Below are 24338 nucleotides of genomic sequence, written 5' to 3'. Positions count from 1 at the left end.
CCATTAAAGTGGCTGTTGGTTAAGGCGCTTTGCCTGGATGCCCTAGCGTGCGAAAATTGCGGTCTTTACAGCGCGGTTAGCTAAGCGCTTAGATGGCTAATTTTCTAACGTCCATAGGTTTTAACGTCAACAGGGATTTCACTACATGACCGCCCAACTAATCGATGGCAAAGCCATCGCTGCTACCGTCCGCCAACAGGTTGCTGAAAAAGTCGCCGCACGCCGACAAGCCGGCGCAAGGGCACCCGGGCTAGCGGTGGTGGTGGTCGGGGACGATCCCGCCTCTCAAGTTTATGTCAATAATAAGCACCGCGCCTGCGAGCAGGCTGGCATTGTCTCTTTTCAACATGCGCTGCCGACCAGCACCTCACAACGTGAACTGGAAGCGCTGGTCGATAAGCTCAATAACGACCCGGCCGTTGACGGCATCTTGGTACAACTGCCACTGCCCAAGCACCTGGATGCAGAGCCAATACTAGCGCGTATTCTTCCCGATAAAGACGTCGATGGCTTTCACCCCTATAACATAGGGCGCTTAGCGCAGCGTATGCCCGCGCTGCGCCCCTGCACGCCTAAAGGCATTATGACGCTATTGGCGCAAAACGGTATCGCCCTGCGCGGCCTGGATGCCACCGTGGTGGGGGCGTCTAATATCGTCGGCAGGCCCATGATGTTAGAACTCATGCTGGCGGGTTGCACCACGACCGTCTGTCATCGCTTTACCCGCAACCTTGAAGATCACGTTAGCCGCGCTGATATTTTGGTAGTGGCCGTCGGCAAACCTGGCATTGTTAAGGGTGAATGGATTAAACCAGGCGCGATCGTGATTGATGTGGGCATCAATCGCCAGGCAAACGGCACGTTAATCGGCGATATCGATTTTGCAGTCGCCGCCGAGCGCGCCAGCTTTATTACCCCGGTGCCGGGTGGCGTTGGCCCCATGACCGTCGCGACACTGCTGGAAAACACCCTGGAAGCCGCTGAACAACACGATTTAGCCCAGCAACAGCTGGCTTGAATCAGGCCTTACCTGGCACTTTATTTTTTCTCTCAAGATGGAGCATGGCGCAGTGAAGCGTATTGGTATTATTGGCGCAATGGCGCAAGAAGTAAGTACTTTAGTGAGCCAGCTAGACGGCACCCAGCGCTATGAACACGCGGGCTTTGTCTTTCATACGGGCACACGCTACGGCCTTGAGGTGATTGTGCTGCAATCGGGCATTGGCAAAGTCAATGCCGCCGTGGGCACCGCTATTTTATTGGAACGCCATCAGCCCGATGCCATTATCAACACCGGCTCGGCGGGTGGGTTCGCCACCGATTTACAGATTGGCGATGTGATCATTTCCGATGAAGTCCGCCATCACGATGTGGATGCCGTGGTGTTTGGCTATGAAATTGGCCAAGTCCCGGGCATGCCCGCCGCTTACCACGCGGATACACAGCTGCGCGAGATCGCGCGTCACGCTATCGCCTCGCTAGGTGAAGTCCAGGTGCGTGAAGGTTTGATCGCTACCGGCGATGCCTTTATGGCTGACCCCGCTCGGGTAGCTGCCACGCGGGCGCAATTCCCCAGCATGCTGGCCGTTGAGATGGAAGCCGCCGCGATTGCCCAGACGTGCCATCGCTACCAGTGCCCTTTCGTGGTTATCCGCGCGCTGTCTGATATCCCGGGCAGCGGCGACAACCACCTTTCCTTCGATGAGTTTCTGGAAGTAGCTGCCGACCACTCTTCGCGCATGGTGGATCAAATGCTAAAGCAGCTGGGTAACGCCTAACCGGGTTAGCCTAACGTTCGATGCCGACGACGGTTAACGGGTCGGCGGCATCCTTTATGACACCCTAGCCCTTAATCGCCCAGCCAAGCGTCTCTCCCGCCAGCAGCGGAATAATCTGCTCACCCTGGGCATAGGGGTAGCTTTCCGGCAAGCGCCATTCACGGCGCTCCAGCGTGATACGCTCAGCGTTTGGCGAAAGGCCGTAAAAACGTGGCCCATTTAGGCTGGCAAAGGCTTCTAGCTGATCCAAAGCGTTCATTTCATCGAAGGCAGTTGCGTAAAGCTCAATGGCCGCAGGCGCCGTGTAGGCACCCGCGCAGCCGCAGCTTGACTCTTTGGCGCCTTGGGAGTGGGGAGCGCTATCGGTGCCTAAAAAGAACTTTTGGCTGCCGCTGGTGGCCGCCTTTAAAAGCGCTTGGCGGTGTTGCTCGCGTTTAAGAATAGGCAGGCAGTAATAGTGAGGGCGAATCCCCCCCACCAGCATTTTATTACGGTTGAACAGCAAATGGTGCGCGGTAATGGTCGCCGCCACGTTATCCGGCGCTTCGGCGACAAACTCTGCGGCCTGCTGCGTCGTAATGTGCTCACAGACGACTCTCAACGTCGGGTGACGCGCTAGCAGTGGCTTCATGACGTTTTCAATGAATACCGCTTCGCGATCAAAAATATCGATCTCTGCATGGGTAACTTCACCGTGCACCAGAAGCGGCATGCCGAGCTTAGCCATCATCTCGATGGTTGCGTCACAGTGGGCAAGATCGGTTACCCCCGATGCGGAGTTGGTCGTTGCTCCCGCCGGGTACAGCTTCACTGCTTTGACAATACCACTTTGCGCTGCGCGCTCGATCTCTTCGGGGGGCGTCGTATCGGTGAGGTAAAGCACCATCAACGGTTCAAAGGCACTGCCCGCTGGCAACGCATCAAGAATACGCTGACGGTATTCTAACGCTTGAGCCGTCGTCGTCACTGGCGGGGTTAAATTGGGCATGATAATCGCGCGTCCCATCTGGGCGGCGGTGTGGCCTACTACCGCTTTGAGCGCTTCATCGTCGCGCAAGTGAAGGTGCCAATCGTCGGGGCGGGTCAGTGTTACAGTGTCCACGGTAAATCCTGTGCTGAGTTAACGAATCGTACGCCCAGTATACGCCATTGGCCGGTTGGATAAATCCGCCGAGCTAGCGCCCACACGCTCGTCCAAGTGTCGTATCATAGCGGCACTTTTTATATCAGGACCCGATTGTTTATGCAGAACGTGCGACGCTATGCGGATATCATTGCCAGCCTGGAAGGAGTGATGTGGCTAAGCCTTGCCTGGTCGATTTCCTTATCAGTCCATATCGGCAGTACAGAACCGACCCTCGCTAGCCTATTGGTTATCGGTGCCCTGGTGGTTATTTGTTGGGCGCACAAGCCACTGCGGTACTTGCTACGCCGCTACCATATTCGCAAACGGCGGACCGACATGTGGATTCATACGCTGGCCCTGCCGCTGTTGCTGGCGATGTTCATCCACATCATGCTCGAAGCCCTGCTGGGTAGCACCTGGCTTCCGCCCAAAATGCTGCTCTTCAATATACTCGCCACGGCCGGGTGGACAACCTATGTCATGACGCTATTGATCAAGTTTGCCATTCACCGTCTTAAAACCGCGAAGAAATAAACTGATTATGCCGACTACCCTGCCACTTCCACTGTCTACCCCCAACCGTAACTTGGTACGCCTCACCATCGTACGCGGCATTACCTGGACAGGTTTTTTACTGGCCATTATTGTCGGCGTTGAGCTGCTTGCTTTCGATCTACCGGTCACGGCGGTAGTGAGCGTGATTATCGCCATGGGTGTGCTGAACATCGCCACCTGGTGGCGGCTGGGGCGTCCTCGCGCCGTGACCCACCTTGAATACTTGCTGCACTTACTCGCTGATATTGCCGGGCTAACACTGCTGTTTTACTTTTCGGGTGGCTCAACAAACCCGTTCATCACCTATTATTTGGTCCCGGTGACCATTGCCGCAGCGACCCTGCCTTGGCGTCACGCCTGGATCATCGCGGCGTGCTCCATGGCGGGGTATACCTTTTTAATGTTTTCTTATTACCCGATTCCGCAGCTCGGGCATATCAACAGTGATAACCCGCTTAGCCTGCATATCTTAGGCATGTGGCTTAACTTTGGCCTCTCCGCGGGCCTGGTTACCTTTTTTATCTATAAAATGGCTCACGCGCTGCGCAGCCGTGACCAAGCCTTATCGCGCACCCGTGAGGCCGCCTTGCGCAATGAGCAGGTACTCGCGGTCGCCACCCAGGCCGCGGGCACCGCCCACGAGCTGGGAACGCCGCTTTCCACCATGGCGGTACTGCTCAAGGAGATGCAGGCTGACGCCCCCCCTGATTCGGGGCTGAACGAGGACATCGACTTGCTGCGCCAGCAAGTCGATGTCTGCAAATCACGCTTGCAAAACCTTGTCTCCAATGCGGACCGCCGGCGCATGGCGGAGCCCGAAGTGCTCAACGCCGAAAGCTGGCTTGCGGGCGTCGTGCAGCGCTGGCTGGTACTACGCCCGGATGTAAGCCATCAGTTCGATGTGGCGGAGAAGCGCGGCCAGCCCTGGCTGGCGGTCGATGCAACACTTGACCAGGCGCTAATGAACCTGCTTAACAATGCCGCCGATGCGAACCCTGAACAGATTGCTATTCGCTTAGACTGGCAAGGCGATAGCGTGGTGATTGATATCCGTGATCATGGCCCCGGCGTGGCGATGTCGATTGCCGACCAGTTGGGCGAGACGTTTATTTCCACCAAAAGCAAAGGCATGGGCATCGGCTTATTTTTAACCCACGCCACTATCAATCGCTTTGGCGGCGGCGTGAGCCTGTATAATCACCCCGAAGGCGGTACGCTGACGGAAGTGACGCTGCCTCGCTGCGCGGCGCCCCACTAGGCCCTAAAACCTGGCCACCCAAGCATTCCCAGAAATGGATTGAGGACATCATGCCAACCCGAGAGCAACGCCTGCTGATCATTGATGACGATGAAATGTTTTGTCATGTACTCAATCGCGCCCTGACCCGGCGCGGCTATGAAGTCATTATCGCCCACGATGCCGAGCAAGCATTGACGATGGCCGCCCAGTTCTCACCTACCATGGCGACCCTCGATCTTAAGCTTGAAAATAGCTCGGGGCTAAAACTGCTGCCCGAGCTGCTTGCCACAGTGCCCCAGTGCCGTGTTGTGGTACTGACAGGCTACTCGAGCATTGCCACCGCGGTGGAGGCGATAAAACTCGGCGCCGCCAATTATCTGTGCAAACCCGTGGATGCGGATGATGTACTCACGGCATTTGAGCGCCAGGACGGTGACCCGGACACCGAACTGGCTGACAATCCGCCTTCGATTAACCGCATCACCTGGGAGCATATTCAGAAAGTACTTCAGGAGCACGACGGCAATATCTCCGCCACCGCCCGGGCGCTGGGCATGCATCGCCGCACCCTGCAGCGCAAATTACAAAAACGTCCGGTACGGCGTTAAATTGACTAATCTCAGCAGGCAAGACGGCAGCTCTGGGTGGAGTGAGAAGACAGGTTTCCGCGAGGGCGCTGTGAACCCCTCCCTGGGCGCTACTTTCGCCATCCATGGCGAAAGACCCTCGCTTCAACCTGACCTCTCAACCGTTTGTTAAGCAGAAATTGAAACAATTAAAAAAACGCGTTTTCAATGCGCCGTCCAACCAAGATCAATATTAAAGCTTGAGCCAGTCACCGCACCGGCAGCGTCGGATGCCAGGTAAGCGACTAATTGCGCCACTTCTTCAGGCTCGATCAAGCGCTTGATCGCCGCCTGCTTGAGCATGATTTTTTCGATGACTTCCTTCTCATCCATGTTATTCAGCTTGGCCTGATCAGCAATCTGGTTATCCACCAATGGCGTTTTCACATAGGCAGGACAAACCGCATTGGCGGTGATGCCCTGCTCGCCGCCTTCCAGCGCCGCTGTCTTGGTCAAACCAATCATGCCGTGCTTGGCACTGATATAAGCGGCTTTACCGGGAGATGCTACCTGAGCGTGTATCGAGGCCACATTAATAATGCGCCCCCAGGCCTTTGCCCGCATATGTGGCCATGCTGCCTGCGTCAGCAAGAACGGCGCCGTCAGCATCAGATCCATAATTTGCCGCCATTTCTCTTCGGGAAACGTCTCAATCGAAGCAACGTGTTGTATGCCCGCATTATTGACCAGGATATCGACGCCGCCGAAGCGCTTCACTGCATCGGCCACCGCAGCTCGACAGGCACCAGGGTCGGTCAGATCTGCTTCAAAAAAGACGGCTCCGGCGTCTTCAGCAATGGCTTTTCCCGCCGGGTTATAATCCACCGCGAGCACTTGGTGGCCGAGCTCGCAAAAATGCTTGACCACGGCGGCACCAATACCACTGCTGGTGCCGGTGACCAGCGCAACTCGCGGCGTTGTAACAGCTGGGGAGGTCATAGGTATTTCCTTTCGCTTAGTGAATGGAAGTCACTGTCAGTATAGTCATGCATGGCTAAGTATCGGCTTCTTCGGCGGGTTGCATCAAACGCGCCATCATTCGCTGCGCTAGCCTTGCAGCCTCCTGCATGCTGTCCAACTCGCCTAAATCATGCAAAATAATGCGCTTATAGAGTTCATAACCGCCCGGTAGTCGCTCAAGGGATAAGCGGTAGCGCCCCGAAGGTAACGCAAGCGTTAACGTATCAGCCAAAGCGCCAGTGAGCTGGGCGTGGTTAGGCACCGCCACTAACCATAGCTCACAGGGAGTAATTAACGCGCCCACCATGTGCTCAACGCCGTGATGTTGAAAACATAGCGCATCCACTCCCAGGCACGGGTTCCATCCCTCCGTTTGTTTGAGCACCGGCAGGTGCTCATCGCGGTATGCGGTTGCCAACTCGGCGAGGAATGCGTATTCGGCTGCGCTGAGCGTTTGCATAAAAATCCTTGGTAGTTCAGTGATAACTGGCGTTAATTGTCAGTGTAGCAAGGTGCTATTGGCGAAAAGCGCGCTGCTCAGCCACAATGGGCGCAAGTTTAGCACTTGGCTATATTAGCCATAGCAACCGCTATGTCACTTCCCCGTTTATCGTAAAGGAGCGCCACCTATGTTTGTGGTTATTTTTGGACGCCTGTCATGCCCTTTCTGTGTGCGCGCAAAACAGCTTGCCGAGCAATTAGAAAAATCCAATAAAATTGAAGGTTTTCGCTATGTCGATATGCCTTCTGAAGGCGTTACCAAAGAAGACATTGCCAAAACCGCTGGGAAGCCGATTCATACCGTACCCCAGGTGTTTGTCGATCAAACCCACGTGGGCGGCTTCACTGAGTTTGACCAGTTCGTGCGCGACAAGCAGCTGCTTGCCTCTTAACGTTAGCTAATTCGATGCCGTTAATACCCGTTGAACCCTTGCCTTGCGCATTTGCCTATACTGAACAATTATTCGACTTAGGCTGCGCCATCACTTTTGGGCAAGGAGTTCACTATGCAACGCCAGGAGTTTGTACAGCAGCTTTGGCTTGACTACATACATACCCACCCCGATATTGGGGCACTTCGGCTATGGCCGCTCTCTGCTGAAGCCGAGTATCTCACTCTAGTCACCCTAAATTACGGCCCTTTTTCCGCTACTGCGCTTGCTGGCAACTTGGCGCATATGGGTTATCGCCCTATGGGCCACTTTGCGATGGCCGATAAAGGCCTGCTAGTTCACCTGCTGGCGCCTAGCGACGGTAGCAGCTGGCTGGTGCTAGCGGAATTGCAGATGGGCACGCTTTCCAAGGCGCCTCGCGAAGCACTGGAAGCACTAGTGCGGCAGTCACACCCCCAAGACTGCAAAGGGCACAACCTACTTTGCCGCGGCAGGCCTTGGCCAATGCCGTCGTGGCCGCTTTACCAGCAATTGCAATACGCTCATCCACTTGCCGCCTGGCTCGCCGTGATGGGCCCTCGTTTGCATCACGTCGGCTACGATTGCGGCCAGCTGGGCGAGCCACTAACAGCCCTGGATCAACAACTCAAAGACGTCGGCATGCCAAGCTTAAGTGGCCAACAAAACGGCGTCTTTGCGGTTTCTTCATTGCTCGATCATCGCTTTTACCCGACGGCAGCGCAAAAAATGGTGTTCGGAGAGGGAGACGAACACCGGCTATGCTTAGGCGGCCTGGCGCTGGTCCAAAAGCACGTGGAAGACGACCACGAGCGAGTTGCCGAGGTGCTACTGCCTCACCACACCCGCTGCGTGATGGCGTAAGACGTGTGTTTTATCGGCAAGTCTTACGCCATTTAAGTATTTATTCGTCGACAAAGGTCATCTCGGGCACATGGTCTGGAACAATCAGTTTACCCGCCGTTTTCTCGACGATTTCTTCAACGCTTACACCCGGTGCACGCTCTTTGAGAATAAAGGCACCGTCTTTAATTTCAAGGTACGCCAAATCCGTTAACACACGGTTAATACAGCCAGCGCCGGTCAGCGGCAGCGCGCATTTCTCCAGCAGCTTGGATTCGCCATGCTTGGAGGCATGGGTCATGGTGCAAATAATATTCTCAGCACCGGCGACTAAGTCCATGGCACCGCCCATTCCTTTGATCAATTTGCCGGGAATCATCCACGAGGCAATATTACCTTCCTGGTCAATTTCAAAGGCACCCAGCACGGTTAAATCCACGTGACCACCGCGTATCATGGCAAAGGATTCAGCCGAGGAAAAAATTGCCGCCCCTGGGCGGGCCGTGACGGTCTCTTTGCCGGCGTTAATCATATCCGGGTCCAGCTCGTCGTCAGTCGGGTATCGGCCCATCCCCAGCAGCCCGTTTTCGGATTGCAGCATGACATCGATGCCGTCAGGAATATAATTGGCAACCAGCGTGGGGATACCGATACCCAGGTTGACGTAAAAACCATCTTCGAGTTCGCGGGCGACGCGACGCGCCATTTGTTCACGTGTTAAGGCCATGGTGACTTCCTCTTGTTGAATCTTCGCTTGTTGAATCGTTATGAGACGCTTGAAACGCTGAGGGTTAGCTGTGCACCGTGCGTTTTTCAATGCGTTTTTCAAACGTGCCTTGGATAATCCGATCCACATAAATACCCGGGGTATGGATCTGGCTAGGCTCAAGCTCTCCCGGCTCAACAATTTCTTCAACTTCCACCACAGTGATTTTTCCCGCGGTGGCGGCCATAGGATTAAAGTTCTGTGCCGTATGCCGGTACATTACATTGCCATAGCGGTCGGCCTTCCAGCCTTTCACAATCGCAAAGTCACCGATAATGGCTTCTTCCAAGATACAGTGGCGGCCATTAAACTCGCGGACTTCTTTGCCCTCGCCAATCGGCGTGCCGTAACCGGTAGCGGTGTAAAATGCTGGAATACCCGCGCCCCCGGCCCGCATCTTCTCAGCCAGCGTGCCCTGGGGCGTTAACACCACCTCAATTTCGTCATTGAGCATTTGCCGCTCAAACAAGGCGTTCTCACCCACATAAGAGGCAAGAATTTTACGAATTTGGCGATCTTCAAGGAGTATGCCCAAACCAAAGCCATCCACCCCGCAGTTATTGGAAACGACGGTGAGGTTATCGACACCACGGCGCTTGATTTCAGCGATAAGGTTTTCGGGGATACCGCACAAACCAAAGCCACCGGCGAGCACGGTCATACCGCTTTCGATGCCTTCCATTGCTTCTTGGTAAGAAGCCACACGCTTATCGAATCCTGCCATTGTTGTGCCTCGCATTGTTGTCGTTGAGAGTGCTGTCGTTGAGAGTGCTGTCGTTGAAAGATGCTGTCAGTGATACGTTAAGTGTCGCTTTAGAGTGTAGCCTTGAACAACTCCAGTGTTGTCCCTGATGATATATTTGTTAAGTTTGTTTTTCTTATCAATTTATTTGTAAAACTTATGAAAGGGGTTGCCATGACCGTCAAACAGCTTCGCGCCTTTCTTGCGGTCGCCCAAACCCTTAGCTTTACCCAGGCCTGCGAGCGGCTCCACCTTTCTCAGCCAGCGCTAAGCTTGGCAATTAAAGGGCTGGAGGCATCGCTGGGCGGCAAACTGTTAATTCGAAGCACCCGTAGTGTCAGACTAACCCCAGAAGGCGAGTCGCTGCTACCGCTTGCCAAACACCTGCTTGCCCAATGGGACAATACCGAAGAACGGTTGCGTCAGCGTTTTACCCTCCAACTCGGGCGTCTTAGTATTGCCGCGATGCCCGCGTTTGCCTGCAACCTACTTCCCGCCGCGCTGGTGAAATTTCGCCAGCAGTACCCTAAAATCAATATCACCGTGCACGATGTGATTAACGAAGAAGTCACCGAAATGGTGCGCTCACGCCAAGTAGAGCTAGGCATCGCCTTTTCCCCTGAAGGCACCGGCAGTCTGCTGTTTACACCGCTTTTTGAAGACCATTTTGTGGCTGTCGTTCCTCCCGCCTCTACGCTAAACCAGTGTGCAAAGCTATCGTGGGCGCAACTTCTTGGGCACGACTTTATCACCCTTCAGCGCCCGTCAATGGTCCGCCGTTTACTTGAGCAGGAACTGCGTAATCAGCACATGGCACTGCCGGTGGCTTTTGAAAGCCACCAGCTTTCCACGGTGGGCCGCATGGTTGCTGACGGACTGGGCGTCAGCGCGGTGCCTTCGATGTGTATTCGTCAAATGCACGAACTGGGCGCACGGTGCATACCGCTAACAACCCCGGGCATCTCCTGCCGCGTGGGCATTTTGACCCAGCAAGAGCTATCGGTCGCGGCCCATGCGTTACGCACCGTCTTATGCAAAACGGTTCAAGCGCCTTGCTTAAGCGACGACTGAATGACGCTTAACATGATTCTATCCGGTGGGTTTATGCTGGGCAGCGTGGCAACGATCCTTTAGCATTCAACCTCAATGAGCTATTCGTCTGACGGTAAGGAAACCTGGTATGCCGATTTTCAAGGGGCTTGTCAGCGCGCTGCTGCTGACGCTCAACACGCTATTCTGGGGCGTACCGCTTATTCTGCTGACCCTTCTCAAAGTCATTGCCCCCGGGCAGCGACTGAGGCAGCGGGTATTACAGGGTTTAAATGCGGTCGCGTTAAATTGGATTGGGTTTAATTTATGGTGGATGCGTCACTGGCTTAAACCCGATCTTCACGCCAGCGTCCCCCACCATTTGAGCCCTCAACAGTGGTGGCTAGTCATCTCCAATCACCGTAGCTGGACCGACATTTTTATGCTGCTGATGGCGTTACACCGGCGTATTCCGATGCCGCGTTTTTTTCTAAAGCGTCAATTAATCTGGATTCCCATCGTCGGTTTGGCTTTTTGGGCGCTAGAGTTTCCGTTTATGCGCCGTTTTAGTCGCGAACAAATAGCCCAAAACCCCCGCCTGGCGGCCATTGACCGCACCGCTACCCAGCGCATGTGCCAACAGGCCCGCAACGCACCGATTGCCATTTTTAACTTTGTTGAGGGTACTCGCTTTAGCGTTGCTAAACGCGACGCACAGCAGAGCCCCTACCGTCATTTGTTACGTCCCAAGGCGGGTGGTGTGGCTCAAGTACTTAGCCTGCTAGGCAATCAATTGAGTGGTATCCTGGATGTCACGATCAGCTATACCAATCCCTCGCCTACTTTTTGGGGGTATTTATGCGGCAAGGAAGGGTCTGTCACTTTGCATGCACGGCAACTGGACATTCCACAGTGGATGTACGCGCCAGATAACCACGACGAAAAGCAGCAAAAGGAACGCTTCCACACATGGATCAATGCACTCTGGTTGGAAAAAGACGGCATGCTGGACAACCGCACCGATCACGACTAGCCAACCGGTTAAGCGCTCGCCTGCTAACGGGGATTGCCGCGTGGGTAGTAGTAGGGGCCATGCTGACTGGCTGTGCCAGCACGCCGCCAGCGTCATCCCAGCGGGCATCCGTCCCCAGCGCCAGACATATCAGCGGTAACTGGGTTGAGGTACAGCGCGGTGACACGCTTGGCAAGCTGGCAACCCGGGCCAGCGTTCCCCTGGAGCGCTTACAGCGCTTTAACCCGAGCGCGGATACTCGGCGTCTTAAAATCGGTCAACGCCTGCTGATACCCACCCAGCAAGAGCGCGCCCCCTCTGGTGGCCCCTACCGCTACCAAATCCGACCTGGCGATACCTTCGCAAGTATCGCCCGCCACTTTGGAACGACCAGTGGCCGCATTCAAAGCGCCAACCCGAACGCATCGCCCACCGGTTTGCGAATCGGCCAAGTGGTGGCCGTCCCCTTAAGCAATGCCACAGCAAGCAGCGCTGCTCGCGCTAGTAGCACTTCCTCAAACGCAAGCAAACCCGCTGCCGCACCCGCCAGTAGCGCGCCCAGCCAGTCGCTGCCTGGCTCGGCACGCCGCTGGCCCTGGCCGCTGGACGACTACCGGGTGGTTCGCCGCTACGGTCCAGATAGCCGTGGCACCCTGCAGCCCATGCTGCTTGCCACCCAGGCGGGCGCCCAGGCTAAATCCGTTGCTCCCGGCGAGGTCCGTTTTGCGGATGGCATGCGCCAGCTAGGCGACGTGGTCATTGTGCATCACGCCGACAATTTACAAACCGTGTACGCGCTGTGTGAGCGCATAGTGGTTCAGGTGGGTCAGCAGGTTAGCGCTGGCGACCCGCTGTGCGAAGTCGGCCAAAGCGATTCAACCCAGCGCTATGATTTGTTGTTTGATCTTCGCCAAGGCGGCAAGCCTATTGACCCCAGACAGGTGCTGCGCTGAAAGATAACACCGCTTAATACCGGGTACCTTGGCACTGCTTTCCCCTTGACCCTGCAGACGCAGGGCCGAGGGGTTAACCGCGATAGTAACCCGGCTTCACAAACGGCATGGGGGTCACCACCATGGGCAAGTGCTTACCGCGTACAACGGCATACACGGTGCTTTGCGGTGATTCCAGCTTGCGGCTGACATAGCCCATTGCCACCGGTTTACCTACGCTCGGGCCAAAGCTGCCCGACGTGACCACGCCCACTGCGTTGCCCGCTTCATCAACCAGCGACGCACCCTCGCGCACTGGCGCCCGACCCTCAGCTAACAATCCAACCCGCTTGCGCGTGTGATCCCTTGCATCCATTTGATGCAGGATTACCTCGGCACCGGGAAAGCCACCGGCACGTTCACCGCCATGACGGCGCGGCTTACCAATCGCCCAGATCAAACCCGCTTCCACCGGCGTGGTTTGCTCATCCATATCGTGACCGTAGAGGCATAAACCCGCTTCCAACCGCAGCGAGTCACGCGCGCCCAGGCCAATGGCCTCTACCTCTGGCTCGGCTAGCAGCCGTTCGGCAAAAGCTTCACAGGCATCGGCAGCAACTGAAATTTCAAAGCCATCTTCGCCAGTATAGCCGCTGCGGCTCACCCACACATGCTGACCGGCAATGGTGAAGCGGCCATGCTGCATAAACACCAAATCGCAGGCTGCTGGGCAAAGCCGCTGCATCACCTCACCTGCCTGGGGGCCTTGCAGCGCCAACAGGCCACGCTCTTGTGGTTCGATAGCATGAGTCGACGCTAAATTTAGCCGTAAATGCGCCAGGTCTTGGTCTTTGCAGGCAGCGTTGACGACCAAATAAAAGTGATCGCCTGCGTTTACCACCATCAAGTCGTCAATAATGCCGCCGTCGTTGTTGGTGAAAAGCCCGTAACGCTGCGCGCCTTTTTCAAGCCCCACTAAATCAGCCGGTATCAAGGTTTCAAGGGCCTCAGCGACGTTGTGACCTGAAACAGTGATTTGCCCCATGTGGGACACATCAAACAGGCCGCACTTTTGCCGCGTATGCTCATGCTCTTTTTTAACCCCTAGCGGGTACTGCACCGGCATATCGTAGCCAGCAAAAGGCACCATTTTGGCGCCCAGCTTGCAGTGCAGCGCGTGCAGCGGCGTTTGCTTTAATTCGGACATGGGGGTTCCTCACGTAACGATGACTGATTTAAAAAGGCTCGCTTAAAAAAGAGAACGGGAAGTCACCGATCAAGTGCCTTCCCGACTCTGTCACTTTTTACCCTACTGCTCACATACAGGGCCTATCAGGGCCTACTTATTGATCGTGATCCAACTCTTCGCCTGGCAACACATCTTTGCCGTCGAAATAGTCCTTGGTTAGCTTAAAGACTACCGGCGACAGCAGCGCCAAGGCAATCAAGTTGGGAATCGCCATCATGGCGTTGAACGTATCTGCCATTAGCCAGATAAAGCCTAGCTGAGCGATAGCCCCCAACGGGATCGCCAATACAAACAGCACCCGATAGATCATAATGGAGCGGGTACCAAACAGGAACTGGAAGCATTTCTCACCGTAAAATGACCAGCCCAGAATCGTCGTAAAGGCAAAAATGGCCAGGGCTATGGCGACGATTTGATTACCAAACCCAGGCAAGGCGGCATCAAAAGAGAGCGCGGTCAACGAAGCACCCGCTTCACCCTCTTGCCAAACCGTTGAGGTCAAAATCACCAGGGCGGTAATCGTGCACACAACGATGGTATCGATAAAGGTACCCAGCATGGCGATTAAGCCCTGGCGCACCGGGTTTTTGGTTTTGGCCGCGGCGTGGGCAATGGGCGCACTACCTAACCCCGCTTCGTTAGAGAAGATGCCACGCGCTACACCAAACCGAATCGCTGCCATTACCGCTGCTCCGGCAAAACCACCGGCTGCCGCCATGGGGTTAAAGGCGTAATAGAAGATCAGGCCAAAGGCTTCGCCAATCTGCCCAGCATTAAGAATTAATACCAGCAGGCCTGCCACCACGTAGGCAATGCCCATAATGGGCACCAGCTTACCGGCTACTTTGGCGATCCGTCTGATCCCACCCAGAATCACCGCGCCTGCCAGCACCATAATGATGAGACCCGTCAGCCAGTGCGGCACACCGAAGGTCGCATCCATGGCATCCGCCACGGAGTTCGACTGGACGGTATTACCAATACCGAACGCCGCCACGGCGCCAAAGAAAGCAAAGACACCGCCCAGCCATAGCCATTTTTTACCCAAACCGTTTTTGATATAAAACATCGGCCCACCGACATGGAAGCCGGTGCTATCGGTTTCACGGAAACGCACCGCCAGCACGGCTTCGGCAAACTTGGTCGCCATGCCCACTAACGCTGTGATCCACATCCAAAAAACTGCACCAGGGCCACCCAAGGCAATGGCCGTGGCCACACCGGCAATATTACCGGTGCCGATGGTCGCTGAGAGCGACGTCATCAAGGCTTCAAAAGGCGATATTTCACCTTCATCGGCGTCTTTTTTATCAGCGCTTGGCTTGGCGCCACGACCAGCCAACATTAGCTTGAACCCCGTGCCGAGTTTTCTAATCGGCATCAGTTTCAAGCCAACTTGTAAGTAAACCCCGACCCCCAGCAACAAAATCAACATCAAGGGTCCCCAGACCACGCTGTTGATCGCGCTAAATAGGCTAGTTAATGTTTCCACGCGCTTCTCCTTACCCTATTGGTGTGAATTGTTGGTTAATATCCATCATTGGCTGCATCTGGCACTGCTATGGTTGTAGCACTGCTATGGTCGATCAGCTCACGCAGTAAACGTTTTACACCATTAACTTAGCGAGCATCTACACGGATGTCGCTTACGCATAGAGAATGCCACTTTTGTGACAACCCAATACAAGCGCATAACGGTATCAGAACCACTTGTTTCATTACACTTAGCAAGGAGCCAGGAAGGAATTTGTTTCCGATTGGAAACACGTTAACATGCAGCATTATTGTCTCGGTCAGCCCCTGCCGATAGTGCAAGTAACAGGCGTTAGTATTCGGGTCCAGAAAACTGTTTCACACATAGGAAACCATCATGAGCAATCTTCCTGCCAATCTTCATTACGCTGAAAGCCACGAATGGGTGCTTGATAATCAAGATGGCACCGTCACCGTGGGCATCACCGATCACGCCCAGCAGGCGCTCGGGGATGTGGTGTTTGTCGAGCTGCCTGAAGTGGGGACTGCGCTATCCAAGGGACAAGAGTTTGGTGTCGTTGAGTCAGTCAAAGCCGCGTCTGACCTTTACTCGCCGGTTGTGGGCGAAGTTATCGAAGTTAATGACACTCTTGAGGACTCACCAGAAAACGTTAACGAAGCCCCTTACGAAGGCGGCTGGATGATGAAAGTACGCCTGGACAACGACGCCCTTGACGACCTGCTAGACGCCGATGCTTATCAAGCCACGCTAAGCGCCGACGATTAAACGCACGACTGGGCCTGCCTTTTCCGGCAGGCGCTTGGCTTTTCATCCCTGCACGGCTCTCTCTTCACGTTCGGAATCTACCCATGTCTTTTGAAACACGCCGCCTGGCCGAGCTGGCCGACCATGATGCTTTTATCAAACGCCATAACGGCCCCAATGCCGATGATGTGGCCAGCATGCTAAAAGCGCTCAACATGCAGCGCATGGAAGATCTGATTGAGCAAACCGTGCCGAGCGATATCCGCCTTGGCCGCGAACTGGCCTTGGACGAACCCCGCAGCGAAACTGAAGCGCTGGATTATTTGGCCCAGCTAGCGCGGCAAAACCGTGTGGCGAAAAGCTATATTGGTCAGGGCTATTACGGCACCCACATGCCCGCAGTGATTCAGCGCAACGTGCTGGAAAACCCCGGCTGGTACACGGCTTATACGCCCTATCAGCCGGAGATATCCCAGGGCCGCCTGGAAGGCTTGCTTAACTTCCAGCAAGTGGTCATGGATTTAACCGGTATGCAGCTGGCGAATGCCTCACTGCTCGACGAAGCCACCGCCGCCGCCGAAGCCATGGCGCTGTGCAAACGCGGCAATAAGAAAAGCAACTCCAACACCTTCTTCGTCGCCGACGATGTTTTCCCACAAACGCTGGATGTGGTCAAAACCCGCGCTGCGTTTTTTGGCTTTGAACTCATTACCGGCCCAGCCGACACCTTGGCCGAGCATGATGTGTTTGGCGCGCTACTCCAGTACCCGTCCGCCAGTGGTGAAGTCCGCGACCTGGCCCCGCTATTAAGCACCGCGGCTGAGCGCAATATTATGACCTGCGTGGCCACCGACCTGTTGAGCCTGGTGCTGCTTAAAGAACCTGGCCAACTTGGCGCGGACATCGTGGTGGGCAACTCCCAACGTTTTGGCGTGCCAATGGGCTTTGGCGGCCCCCATGCGGCTTTCTTCGCCACCGCCGACAAACTCAAGCGTTCAATTCCTGGGCGGATTATCGGTGTCTCTAAAGATAGCCGTGGCAACACCGCCCTGCGCATGGCAATGCAGACCCGCGAGCAACATATCCGCCGCGAAAAAGCGACTTCGAACATCTGTACCGCCCAGGCGCTTCTCGCCAACATTGCCGGTTTTTACGCCGCCTATCACGGCGCGGAAGGACTGCGCAAAATCGCTGGTCGCGTTCACCGTTTGGCAACCCTGCTGGCCGAAGGCCTTAAGCAGGCAGGCGTCACACTCGCCCATGACAGCTGGTTTGATACGCTGCGCCTGACCGGCGTCGATGCGGGCAAAATCCATGGCCGCGCCATGGCCGACGATATTAACCTGCACTACTTTGCCAACGGCGATGTCGGCATTAGCCTGGACGAAACCACCACCGCCCACGATGTGGCGGCATTGTTTGATGTACTACTCGGTGACGAGCACGGGCTTTCTGTCGCGGCCCTGGATGAGCACGCTATTGCTAACGGCACCTCAGGCATCCCCGCTGCTTGTCGTCGTGACAGTGAGTTTTTAACTCACCCCACCTTTAGCCGCTACCGCAGCGAAACCGAAATGTTGCGCTACTTAAAGCGCCTTGAGAATAAAGATTTGTCGCTTGCCCATGCGATGATCCCGCTCGGTTCCTGCACCATGAAACTTAACGCTACTAGCGAAATGCTCCCCGTTTCCTGGCCATCGTTTGCGCATCTGCACCCTTTCGCCCCCCGTGACCAGGTGGCAGGATACCAGCAGATGATCGACGAGCTCTCGGCCTTCCTGGTAGAAGTAACCGGTTACGACCATATTTCCATGCAGCCTAACTCCGGTGCTCAGGGGGAATATGCCGGTCTAGTGGCCATTCGCCGTTATCAGGCGGCGCAGGGTGAAGGCCATCGCGATGTTTGCTTAATTCCCAGCTCTGCCCACGGCACTAACCCGGCCTCTGCAGCCATGGTGCAGATGCAAGTGGTGGTCGTCGAATGTGACCAAAACGGCAATATCGACATGGCGGATTTACGCCAGAAAGCCGAGCAGCACCGCGATCGGCTTTCCGCCATTATGCTGACCTACCCGTCGACTCACGGCGTGTTTGAGACCAGCGTGCGCGAAGCGTGTAACGTCATTCACGACAACGGTGGTCAGGTCTATATTGATGGGGCCAATATGAACGCCCAGGTAGGGTTAACCCGCCCCGGCGATTTTGGCGGCGACGTGTCCCACCTTAACCTGCACAAAACGTTCTGTATTCCCCACGGCGGCGGCGGTCCGGGCATGGGCCCTATCGGCGTTAAAGCGCACCTTGCGCCTTTCGTTTCCAACCACGTGGTCACGCCGATCAACGGCGTTAACGCCGAGAGCGGCGCGGTATCGGCGGCGGCCTTCGGCAGCGCCTCTATTCTGCCCATCTCGTGGGCTTACATTAAGATGATGGGCGCCCGCGGTCTGCGTGAGGCTACCGAGCTTGCTATCCTCAACGCTAATTACATTGCCAAGCGTCTGGAAACGGCGTTCCCGATTCTCTATCGCGGCCAGAACGGCACCGTCGCACACGAATGCATTATCGATATTCGGCCGCTCAAAGCCGCCTCAGGAATCAGCGAAGAGGATATCGCCAAACGCCTGATGGATTACGGTTTCCACGCGCCGACCATGTCGTTCCCGGTGCCCGGCACGCTAATGATCGAACCGACCGAGTCGGAGTCGCTGTACGAAATCGACCGTTTCTGCGCTGCGATGATTGCTATCCGGGCAGAGATCGCCCGAGTGGAGAGCGGTGAATGGCCGCTGGCCAATAACCCGCTGGTCAATGCTCCGCACACCCAGGCGGATCTGATGGATAGCGACTGGCAGCGGCCTTATGACCGCCAGCTAGCGGCTTTCCCAACCGCCGCCGTGCAAGCTGCTAAATACTGGCCTGCGGTCAACCGCGTCGACAACGTGTTTGGCGACCGTCAATTGATTTGCTCTTGCCCTAGCATTGACGAATACCGAGACTAATTAGGCGATGCGCCGTTTTTACAACGTCCCCAGTGTCTATAATGACAGCGGCTCCGGGGGCGTTGTTTCTTGTAGGCGCTGAGCTTGAAAGCCGTTTAACAGCTTCTCGTAGCGCTTGGGCAGTACCGAGTCGCGGCGACGCAGCAAATAGAGCACTTCATTAACGGCGTTGGGCAGCGTTAGCGCTTTTACCTGGCGCTGCCAGGGCGAGGTTTCCAATACCAATCGTGACACCACAGTAAACCCCAACCCCCTGGCAACCGCGTCCAACACCATACTCACTTCATTGGTAAAGCCTTGATGGCGGAAGTGGGTCATCGAGCGAAACGCTTCAGGATAATTCGCGCGCAGCAGTGCATTTGCGTGGTTAATGCCGTCGTAATAGTTAAGAAAGCCAATGCCCATTAAATCCGGCAGCGTGCCCCCCGCAAAATCAGCAGGTACGACCAAGCATAGCGGCTCCTGGTGCCAAATGGTGCAATCAAGCTCCGGGTGATTGACCGCCTCGGTGACAATGCCGATATCATAGCGACCGTCCAGCAGGTCATTGACGATTTCATGGTTAAAGGCAAAACTATAGTTAACCGTTAAATTGGGATGCATTTGCTGCTGCCCCAATATGTACGGATACAGCATCAGGCCCACGCTGCCGGGGGAGGCAATACGGCAGTCGCCACTATCAAGAGAGTCATCATCCAGCCCATGGCGAAACTGCTCGTGTTCGGCAAACAGCTTTAGGGCATAGTCATAAGCACGGCGGCCTGTTTCGGTTAACGTAAAACCACGCCCTTTCCGTTCTATCAGCTCTTTATTTAAATAACGTTCCAACTTGCGCACATGCTGGCTGACGCCGGGCTGGGTCATTTCTAAACGCTGAGCAGTGCGAGTAAAACTCCCTGTTTCTACTAGCGTAATAAAGGTACGAAAATACTGGGCATTGAACATAGTTAAGCGCCGAGGTCTTTAGAAACGGTCTTTGAAAATTGTCTTTAAAACAATTTCAGGGAACGGTGTCAGATAACGAGGGGGTTTCAACCGCCATTATCTTAAATATTTTTCATAATAACACAGACATGCTAGCCGCCTCCCGCCCTGTACCCCCTGCTTGGGCGTGGTAATATGCCAGCAGCAACCAAATGACCAGAGACAGCCCCGCTAATGACCGAAAACGCCACCTCCCGCGACACCCTTTCCAGTATTATTTCTCCTGAGGGAAGCCTTGAAGTCCTTTCCCAACATGAAGTCAATCGCTTGCATAAAACGTCCCAAAGCGGCCTACATGACCTGCTTCGCCGCTGCGCATTGGCGGTATTAAATTGCGGCAACCCCAGCGATGACAGCCTGGCGATTTTAGAAGCCTATAAAGATTTTGATATTGAGGTATTACAACAGGATCGCGGCATTCGCTTAAAGTTGACAAACGCCCCTGCGGAAGCGTTTGTTGACGGCCGCATGATACGCGGTATCCGCGAGCATCTATCCTCGATCATTCGCGATATTGTTTACGTCTACAACGAAATACAGCACCACAAACGTTTTGACCTGAGCACCGGGGATGGCACTACCAATGCGGTTTTCCATATTCTGCGCAAAGCTGGCACGCTAAAACCTGGCCGCGACCCTAGCCTAGTGGTGTGCTGGGGCGGTCACTCGATTTCCCGCGAAGAGTATGAATATACCAAGGATGTGGGCTATCACTTAGGTCTGCGCGATTTAGATATTTGTACTGGCTGCGGGCCGGGTGCCATGAAAGGCCCCATGAAAGGCGCAAACGTTGCCCATGCCAAACAGCGGCGCAATGAAGGACGTTATTTAGGTATTTCAGAGCCTGGCATTATCGCCGCTGAAGCCCCTAACCCCATCGTCAACGAACTGGTCGTGATGCCCGATATTGAAAAGCGTTTAGAAGCCTTTGTGCGCTTAGGGCATGGCATTATCGTTTTTCCCGGTGGCGTAGGTACTGCGGAAGAAATCCTCTATTTACTAGGCATTCTGCTGCACCCAAGTAACAAAGACATACCTTTCCCGTTAATTTTCACCGGGCCCGCCAATTCCGCTGCCTACTTTCAGAAGATTGACGAGTTCTTAGTTTATACCTTAGGCGAGGAAATTCGTCGCTACTACACGATCATTACCGGCGACCCGGTCGCTGTCGCACGGCGCATGCGCCATGGCGTCGACGAAATCGCTGAATTCCGGCGTACTCATCAGGATGCGTTCTACTACAATTGGCGCCTGACCATTGCACGGGATTTCCAGGCTACCTTCGAACCGACTCACGAAGCGATGCACGCCTTAGCGCTGCACCGCCAGCAGCCTACTCATGAACTAGCCGCCAATCTGCGCCGCGCTTTCTCAGGCATTGTGGCTGGTAATGTGAAAGAGTCAGGTATTCGTGCGATTGAAGCGTTTGGACCTTTTGTGCTGACGGCTGAAACTGAACTCATGCAGCGATTGGATGAACTGCTTACCTCTTTCGTCGCCCAAGGCCGCATGAAGCTCGATGGTCATGCGTATACGCCCTGCTACGTGCTGAAATAACGGCAAAGATGCGCCACAGCTGCTAATAAAGTAGCGGCTGTGGCGAATACGCTGCTGGTTGTTAGCATTTACTCCGCGCTTGATAGAGCGACGCTGGGGTACTCATCACGCAGGCGCTCCAGCTTGGCCGTTTCGCCTTCGGATAGTGGCGGGGAGTCCCAGAGGGGCTGGTCGTCACTTCCACGCAGAGCTTTCAGGGTGATCGTCAGTTCAGCATCATCCGGTATCTGAGCATTGCCCCAAGGGCCAAAACGATTAGGCGCCAAGCTCCACTGCCGGGTTTCGCCCGGCTCGATGCCCCCAGCGACAACGTAGTAAAAGGTTTCATCAACCCAGGGCACCGTCCGCTCAGGGCTGGTCACTACGCCTCTCAAAAAAAGCTCCGAAATAGCCTGATCGGTGCCATTGGTAACGTCAAGATCAATCACGGGTTCGAGCGCGCCGTACGGGCTCTCGCTCATGTAATAGCGCGCGTTATCAATGCTAAAACGAGCTAACTGCTGCTGATCGCTGCTGGCTTGAGCGTGTTTATTTTCTAACCGCTTTAAGGTGCGAATCGCATGGTCGCGCGCTCTTGCTCGCCGGTCGCGTAGAATCTTATCGGCTCGATGAATGACCTGGTCGCCGGTCAAGCCATGCATTTGCGCATTGGCTGACTCGGCGATCTCAGCCGCATTCATGCGTTGAGGATTGAGAATATCGACCCCACTAAAGGTCGACGTGGCAATAATGATCAACCCTCGATCGAATTCACCGCGTTTATACGCGGGCAGCGACTCGCGAACTTTCTCCACAGAGACTACCGATGCGGGCATAGAGCTAGTGTCAATTTTGGGATCAGAGCAACCTGCTATCATCAATACCGCTAGTGATAGTGCAGACAGCTTTAAAAGGCTTTGCATTCAATAACCTCAAAGCATGTAAGTAAAAATTGCTGAGAAGCTTAACGGAAAGCACTATTCATCACTACCCTAGATCACCAATACCTCTTGGGCTTAAGAGGCTATTTTCTCCACTGGCTTGATGACGACTAGCTCTTTATAAGCGTGCCAGCTGGCATGCCCCAGTACTGGCAAAATCAACGCCAGCCCAAGATACAATGTCGCGATACCCACCAGTGCACAGCCAGTCAGCATTGCCGCCCAAATTAGCATGGTGCGAAAATTACTTGATACGCAGCGGATACTGGCCTCAATACCTTCCATGAACGTTAGGTCGTGATCCATGATGGTGGGAATCGCTACCACGCTGATGGCAAAGGTTCCAAGCGCCATTACACCGCCAGCGACAGTGCCTATTGCCAACATGCCCAAGCCCTCGGGGGTTGTCACCAATGATGTATAAACCGCTTGTGGGCTGAGTACTTCAAGGCCAAAAAATAGCGCGAATAACAGCGTTGTAAGACGAATCCAGGCAAGAAAAGAAATCAACATCATGACGCCCATCATCGCCAACTGCCCGGCGTAAGGTTTCCAACTGCTGAATGCATCGCCCAGGCTAGGTGTTCGTCCCTGTTCGATGGCTTGACTGATACCATAAGCACCAACAGCGATCAGAGGGCCAAGCAGCATGAAGCCCGCGACCATTGGCAACAACAAATGCCAATAGCCTAAGGTGAACGTGGCCACCGTAATGGCAATACTCAATACGACCCAGAATAAGCCATACGATAAACTAACCGCCATCGCGGACCGGAAGTCCTGCATACCGGCAACCAACCAGGCTTTAGGCCTGTCCTTCGTTAGCCGATTAACGCTAATGCTGACACCGGGCATCTCAGCGCTGCTTGGCTTTTTTGTCGTCGCCTTACTCATGACGTAGCTCCTTTGTTGATAGCGTACAACCGGGTCTAACGTGGCGTGCACTATTGATTGGGGCGAAAAGCAATTGCTCTTGTGGGGCCGTTTAATGGGTTTGATGTTTTCAAATACGCACAGCACATAGTGGTACAAAAACTATACAAATGTCCATTTCAGTACCATTAATTATTCTGGATGGGGTCGTATTGAGGCTGCCAAACCGCTTCGCCAACTGGTGCAGCTAGACACAGCGTGTCATCATAAACGGCAGATGTTGCTTTACTTAGCCACCTCAGGCGCTATGATTGGGCGGTGATACAAAAATTATACGCCGCATAAATAACTCACCATAAAATGCTCAGACGCTGACGCCCCAACAGCCGTGTGTCAGGTAATTATTCGCCAGTGGAGGAGGTTGTATTGATGGCGCAGAGCCTAAACAACGTTGTTTCTTTTGATAACGAACCGCTGATTTTAGTTGATGAAAATAATGTTGTGCTGGGGCACGACGCTAAAGCGGCGTGCCATCAAGGCCAAGGAAAACTACACAGGGCGTTCTCTATTTTTGTGTTTAATCGCCACAATGAATTGCTCCTACAACAGCGCAGCGCAAGCAAACCGCTATGGCCACTTTTCTGGTCAAACAGCTGCTGCAGCCACCCGCGTCAGGGGGAAGACGATTTAGCATCTGCGCAACGTCGCTTGCGAGAGGAACTGTCTATCACGGCAAAGCCAGAATTCCTCTACCGCTTCCGTTACCACGCCGCCTATGGCGATATCGGCTCCGAGCATGAGCTATGTTCGGTCTATGTAGTGCGCTCGGATGCCGACATTGAGGTCAATGAAAGCGAGGTTGCCGACTGGTGTTATATTGCGCCTGATACATTGGACAGAGAACTGGCAGTAAACCCGGAGCGTTACACCCCTTGGCTCAAGCTTGAATGGCCTTCTCTTCGCAAGGCGTTCTGGCCACAGATAGAAGCTCTTTAAA

Annotated in this window: 24 protein-coding genes; 14 read left to right on the top strand and 10 right to left on the bottom strand. The window is 54.7% G+C overall.

Annotated elements, in window-relative coordinates:
* Positions 1 to 145 precede the first annotated feature (145 nt).
* Complete coding sequence (gene folD, locus HVA01_RS02820) at positions 146 to 1018, top strand: bifunctional methylenetetrahydrofolate dehydrogenase/methenyltetrahydrofolate cyclohydrolase FolD (protein WP_146873016.1); 873 nt, start codon at positions 146 to 148, stop codon at positions 1016 to 1018.
* Between the two features lie 52 nt (positions 1019 to 1070).
* A complete protein-coding gene (gene mtnN, locus HVA01_RS02815; RefSeq protein ID WP_146873015.1) occupies positions 1071 to 1778 on the top strand; it encodes a 5'-methylthioadenosine/S-adenosylhomocysteine nucleosidase in 708 nt (235 codons plus the stop codon).
* Positions 1779 to 1842: 64 nt separating this feature from the next.
* Here mtnN and pyrC read toward each other — a convergent pair whose 3' ends face one another.
* A complete protein-coding gene (pyrC, locus tag HVA01_RS02810; protein ID WP_146873014.1) occupies positions 1843 to 2880 on the bottom strand; it encodes a dihydroorotase in 1038 nt (345 codons plus the stop codon).
* Positions 2881 to 3021: 141 nt separating this feature from the next.
* Between pyrC and HVA01_RS02805 the strand changes: the two genes are divergently transcribed.
* Genes HVA01_RS02805 through HVA01_RS02795 form a run of 3 tightly spaced genes read left to right on the top strand, consistent with a single transcriptional unit; the run spans position 3022 to position 5307 of the window.
* Entirely contained in the window at positions 3022 to 3438 is a 417-nt protein-coding gene (locus HVA01_RS02805) for a hypothetical protein (RefSeq protein WP_146873013.1), read from the top strand.
* Positions 3439 to 3445: 7 nt separating this feature from the next.
* On the top strand, positions 3446 to 4717 hold the full coding sequence (locus HVA01_RS02800; protein WP_146873012.1) for an ATP-binding protein: 1272 nt from the start codon (positions 3446 to 3448) through the stop codon (positions 4715 to 4717).
* 50 nt (positions 4718 to 4767) lie between these two features.
* Positions 4768 to 5307, top strand: coding sequence for a response regulator transcription factor (locus HVA01_RS02795; RefSeq protein WP_146873011.1), 540 nt, complete (start codon positions 4768 to 4770; stop codon positions 5305 to 5307).
* Positions 5308 to 5490: 183 nt separating this feature from the next.
* Here HVA01_RS02795 and HVA01_RS02790 read toward each other — a convergent pair whose 3' ends face one another.
* Both HVA01_RS02790 and hybE read right to left on the bottom strand, forming a co-directional pair.
* On the bottom strand, positions 5491 to 6264 hold the full coding sequence (locus HVA01_RS02790) for a 3-hydroxybutyrate dehydrogenase (protein WP_146873010.1): 774 nt from the start codon (positions 6262 to 6264) through the stop codon (positions 5491 to 5493).
* 55 nt (positions 6265 to 6319) lie between these two features.
* A complete protein-coding gene (gene hybE, locus HVA01_RS02785) occupies positions 6320 to 6745 on the bottom strand; it encodes a [NiFe]-hydrogenase assembly chaperone HybE (protein WP_146873009.1) in 426 nt (141 codons plus the stop codon).
* 169 nt (positions 6746 to 6914) lie between these two features.
* On the opposite strand from hybE, the gene HVA01_RS02780 reads away from it, so the two are divergent.
* Together HVA01_RS02780 and HVA01_RS02775 are read left to right on the top strand one after the other, a co-directional pair.
* A complete protein-coding gene (locus tag HVA01_RS02780) occupies positions 6915 to 7178 on the top strand; it encodes a GrxA family glutaredoxin (RefSeq protein ID WP_146873008.1) in 264 nt (87 codons plus the stop codon).
* Between the two features lie 114 nt (positions 7179 to 7292).
* Positions 7293 to 8060 carry a VOC family protein gene (locus HVA01_RS02775; RefSeq protein WP_146873007.1) on the top strand — a complete coding sequence of 256 codons (768 nt, stop codon included), beginning with the start codon at positions 7293 to 7295 and terminating at the stop codon, positions 8058 to 8060.
* 40 nt (positions 8061 to 8100) lie between these two features.
* On the opposite strand, the gene HVA01_RS02770 is transcribed toward HVA01_RS02775, so the two are convergent.
* A complete protein-coding gene (locus tag HVA01_RS02770; protein WP_146873006.1) occupies positions 8101 to 8766 on the bottom strand; it encodes a CoA transferase subunit B in 666 nt (221 codons plus the stop codon).
* Between the two features lie 64 nt (positions 8767 to 8830).
* Positions 8831 to 9529 carry a CoA transferase subunit A gene (locus HVA01_RS02765; protein WP_146873005.1) on the bottom strand — a complete coding sequence of 233 codons (699 nt, stop codon included), beginning with the start codon at positions 9527 to 9529 and terminating at the stop codon, positions 8831 to 8833.
* Between the two features lie 192 nt (positions 9530 to 9721).
* Here HVA01_RS02765 and HVA01_RS02760 point away from each other — a divergent pair, with 192 nt between their 5' ends.
* The 3 genes from HVA01_RS02760 to HVA01_RS02750 all read left to right on the top strand — a co-directional run bounded on the left by HVA01_RS02760 (position 9722) and on the right by HVA01_RS02750 (position 12541).
* The gene (locus HVA01_RS02760) at positions 9722 to 10618 is read left to right on the top strand and encodes a LysR family transcriptional regulator (protein WP_146873004.1); all 897 of its coding nucleotides are present in this window, start codon (positions 9722 to 9724) and stop codon (positions 10616 to 10618) included.
* A 109-nt stretch (positions 10619 to 10727) separates the two neighbouring features.
* Entirely contained in the window at positions 10728 to 11609 is an 882-nt protein-coding gene (yihG, locus tag HVA01_RS02755; RefSeq protein WP_146873003.1) for a 1-acylglycerol-3-phosphate O-acyltransferase, YihG family, read from the top strand.
* A gap of 59 nt (positions 11610 to 11668) precedes the next feature.
* Positions 11669 to 12541: a LysM peptidoglycan-binding domain-containing protein gene (locus HVA01_RS02750; protein ID WP_146873002.1), complete on the top strand. Its 873-nt coding sequence runs from the start codon at positions 11669 to 11671 to the stop codon at positions 12539 to 12541.
* Between the two features lie 73 nt (positions 12542 to 12614).
* Here HVA01_RS02750 and gcvT read toward each other — a convergent pair whose 3' ends face one another.
* The gene (gene gcvT, locus HVA01_RS02745) at positions 12615 to 13727 is read right to left on the bottom strand and encodes a glycine cleavage system aminomethyltransferase GcvT (protein WP_146873001.1); all 1113 of its coding nucleotides are present in this window, start codon (positions 13725 to 13727) and stop codon (positions 12615 to 12617) included.
* A 136-nt stretch (positions 13728 to 13863) separates the two neighbouring features.
* Positions 13864 to 15261: an alanine/glycine:cation symporter family protein gene (locus HVA01_RS02740; RefSeq protein ID WP_146873000.1), complete on the bottom strand. Its 1398-nt coding sequence runs from the start codon at positions 15259 to 15261 to the stop codon at positions 13864 to 13866.
* 378 nt (positions 15262 to 15639) lie between these two features.
* On the opposite strand from HVA01_RS02740, the gene gcvH reads away from it, so the two are divergent.
* Complete coding sequence (gcvH, locus tag HVA01_RS02735; RefSeq protein WP_146872999.1) at positions 15640 to 16029, top strand: glycine cleavage system protein GcvH; 390 nt, start codon at positions 15640 to 15642, stop codon at positions 16027 to 16029.
* A gap of 83 nt (positions 16030 to 16112) precedes the next feature.
* Entirely contained in the window at positions 16113 to 19007 is a 2895-nt protein-coding gene (gene gcvP / locus HVA01_RS02730) for an aminomethyl-transferring glycine dehydrogenase (protein ID WP_146872998.1), read from the top strand.
* Between the two features lie 36 nt (positions 19008 to 19043).
* Here the strand turns inward: gcvP and HVA01_RS02725 are convergent, their stop codons facing one another.
* The gene (locus HVA01_RS02725; protein ID WP_146872997.1) at positions 19044 to 19952 is read right to left on the bottom strand and encodes a LysR family transcriptional regulator; all 909 of its coding nucleotides are present in this window, start codon (positions 19950 to 19952) and stop codon (positions 19044 to 19046) included.
* 213 nt (positions 19953 to 20165) lie between these two features.
* Here HVA01_RS02725 and ppnN point away from each other — a divergent pair, with 213 nt between their 5' ends.
* Complete coding sequence (gene ppnN, locus HVA01_RS02720) at positions 20166 to 21548, top strand: nucleotide 5'-monophosphate nucleosidase PpnN (RefSeq protein ID WP_146872996.1); 1383 nt, start codon at positions 20166 to 20168, stop codon at positions 21546 to 21548.
* 68 nt (positions 21549 to 21616) lie between these two features.
* On the opposite strand, the gene HVA01_RS02715 is transcribed toward ppnN, so the two are convergent.
* Both HVA01_RS02715 and HVA01_RS02710 read right to left on the bottom strand, forming a co-directional pair.
* On the bottom strand, positions 21617 to 22405 hold the full coding sequence (locus HVA01_RS02715; protein WP_371860127.1) for a DUF6694 family lipoprotein: 789 nt from the start codon (positions 22403 to 22405) through the stop codon (positions 21617 to 21619).
* Between the two features lie 138 nt (positions 22406 to 22543).
* On the bottom strand, positions 22544 to 23362 hold the full coding sequence (locus tag HVA01_RS02710; RefSeq protein WP_146872994.1) for a DUF2189 domain-containing protein: 819 nt from the start codon (positions 23360 to 23362) through the stop codon (positions 22544 to 22546).
* Positions 23363 to 23770: 408 nt separating this feature from the next.
* Here HVA01_RS02710 and idi point away from each other — a divergent pair, with 408 nt between their 5' ends.
* Positions 23771 to 24337, top strand: coding sequence for an isopentenyl-diphosphate delta-isomerase (gene idi, locus HVA01_RS02705; protein ID WP_146872993.1), 567 nt, complete (start codon positions 23771 to 23773; stop codon positions 24335 to 24337).
* Position 24338 lies beyond the last annotated feature (1 nt).

The organism is Halovibrio variabilis (assembly GCF_007991175.1).
Taxonomy (GTDB): Bacteria; Pseudomonadota; Gammaproteobacteria; order Pseudomonadales; family Halomonadaceae; genus Vreelandella; species Vreelandella variabilis.
This window is presented reverse-complemented; position numbering and strand designations above follow the sequence as displayed.

Coding starts and splice junctions, on each gene's coding strand:
- folD (WP_146873016.1), top strand. CDS start 146: ATGACCGCCCAACTAATCGATGGCAAAGCCATCGCTGCTACCGTCCGC.
- HVA01_RS02805 (WP_146873013.1), top strand. CDS start 3,022: ATGCAGAACGTGCGACGCTATGCGGATATCATTGCCAGCCTGGAAGGA.
- HVA01_RS02800 (WP_146873012.1), top strand. CDS start 3,446: ATGCCGACTACCCTGCCACTTCCACTGTCTACCCCCAACCGTAACTTG.
- HVA01_RS02795 (WP_146873011.1), top strand. CDS start 4,768: ATGCCAACCCGAGAGCAACGCCTGCTGATCATTGATGACGATGAAATG.
- HVA01_RS02790 (WP_146873010.1), bottom strand. CDS start 6,264: ATGACCTCCCCAGCTGTTACAACGCCGCGAGTTGCGCTGGTCACCGGC.
- hybE (WP_146873009.1), bottom strand. CDS start 6,745: ATGCAAACGCTCAGCGCAGCCGAATACGCATTCCTCGCCGAGTTGGCA.
- HVA01_RS02780 (WP_146873008.1), top strand. CDS start 6,915: ATGTTTGTGGTTATTTTTGGACGCCTGTCATGCCCTTTCTGTGTGCGC.
- HVA01_RS02775 (WP_146873007.1), top strand. CDS start 7,293: ATGCAACGCCAGGAGTTTGTACAGCAGCTTTGGCTTGACTACATACAT.
- HVA01_RS02770 (WP_146873006.1), bottom strand. CDS start 8,766: ATGGCCTTAACACGTGAACAAATGGCGCGTCGCGTCGCCCGCGAACTC.
- HVA01_RS02765 (WP_146873005.1), bottom strand. CDS start 9,529: ATGGCAGGATTCGATAAGCGTGTGGCTTCTTACCAAGAAGCAATGGAA.
- HVA01_RS02760 (WP_146873004.1), top strand. CDS start 9,722: ATGACCGTCAAACAGCTTCGCGCCTTTCTTGCGGTCGCCCAAACCCTT.
- yihG (WP_146873003.1), top strand. CDS start 10,728: ATGCCGATTTTCAAGGGGCTTGTCAGCGCGCTGCTGCTGACGCTCAAC.
- HVA01_RS02750 (WP_146873002.1), top strand. CDS start 11,669: ATGCTGACTGGCTGTGCCAGCACGCCGCCAGCGTCATCCCAGCGGGCA.
- gcvT (WP_146873001.1), bottom strand. CDS start 13,727: ATGTCCGAATTAAAGCAAACGCCGCTGCACGCGCTGCACTGCAAGCTG.
- gcvH (WP_146872999.1), top strand. CDS start 15,640: ATGAGCAATCTTCCTGCCAATCTTCATTACGCTGAAAGCCACGAATGG.
- gcvP (WP_146872998.1), top strand. CDS start 16,113: ATGTCTTTTGAAACACGCCGCCTGGCCGAGCTGGCCGACCATGATGCT.
- HVA01_RS02725 (WP_146872997.1), bottom strand. CDS start 19,952: ATGTTCAATGCCCAGTATTTTCGTACCTTTATTACGCTAGTAGAAACA.
- ppnN (WP_146872996.1), top strand. CDS start 20,166: ATGACCGAAAACGCCACCTCCCGCGACACCCTTTCCAGTATTATTTCT.
- HVA01_RS02715 (WP_371860127.1), bottom strand. CDS start 22,405: ATGATAGCAGGTTGCTCTGATCCCAAAATTGACACTAGCTCTATGCCC.
- HVA01_RS02710 (WP_146872994.1), bottom strand. CDS start 23,362: ATGAGTAAGGCGACGACAAAAAAGCCAAGCAGCGCTGAGATGCCCGGT.
- idi (WP_146872993.1), top strand. CDS start 23,771: ATGGCGCAGAGCCTAAACAACGTTGTTTCTTTTGATAACGAACCGCTG.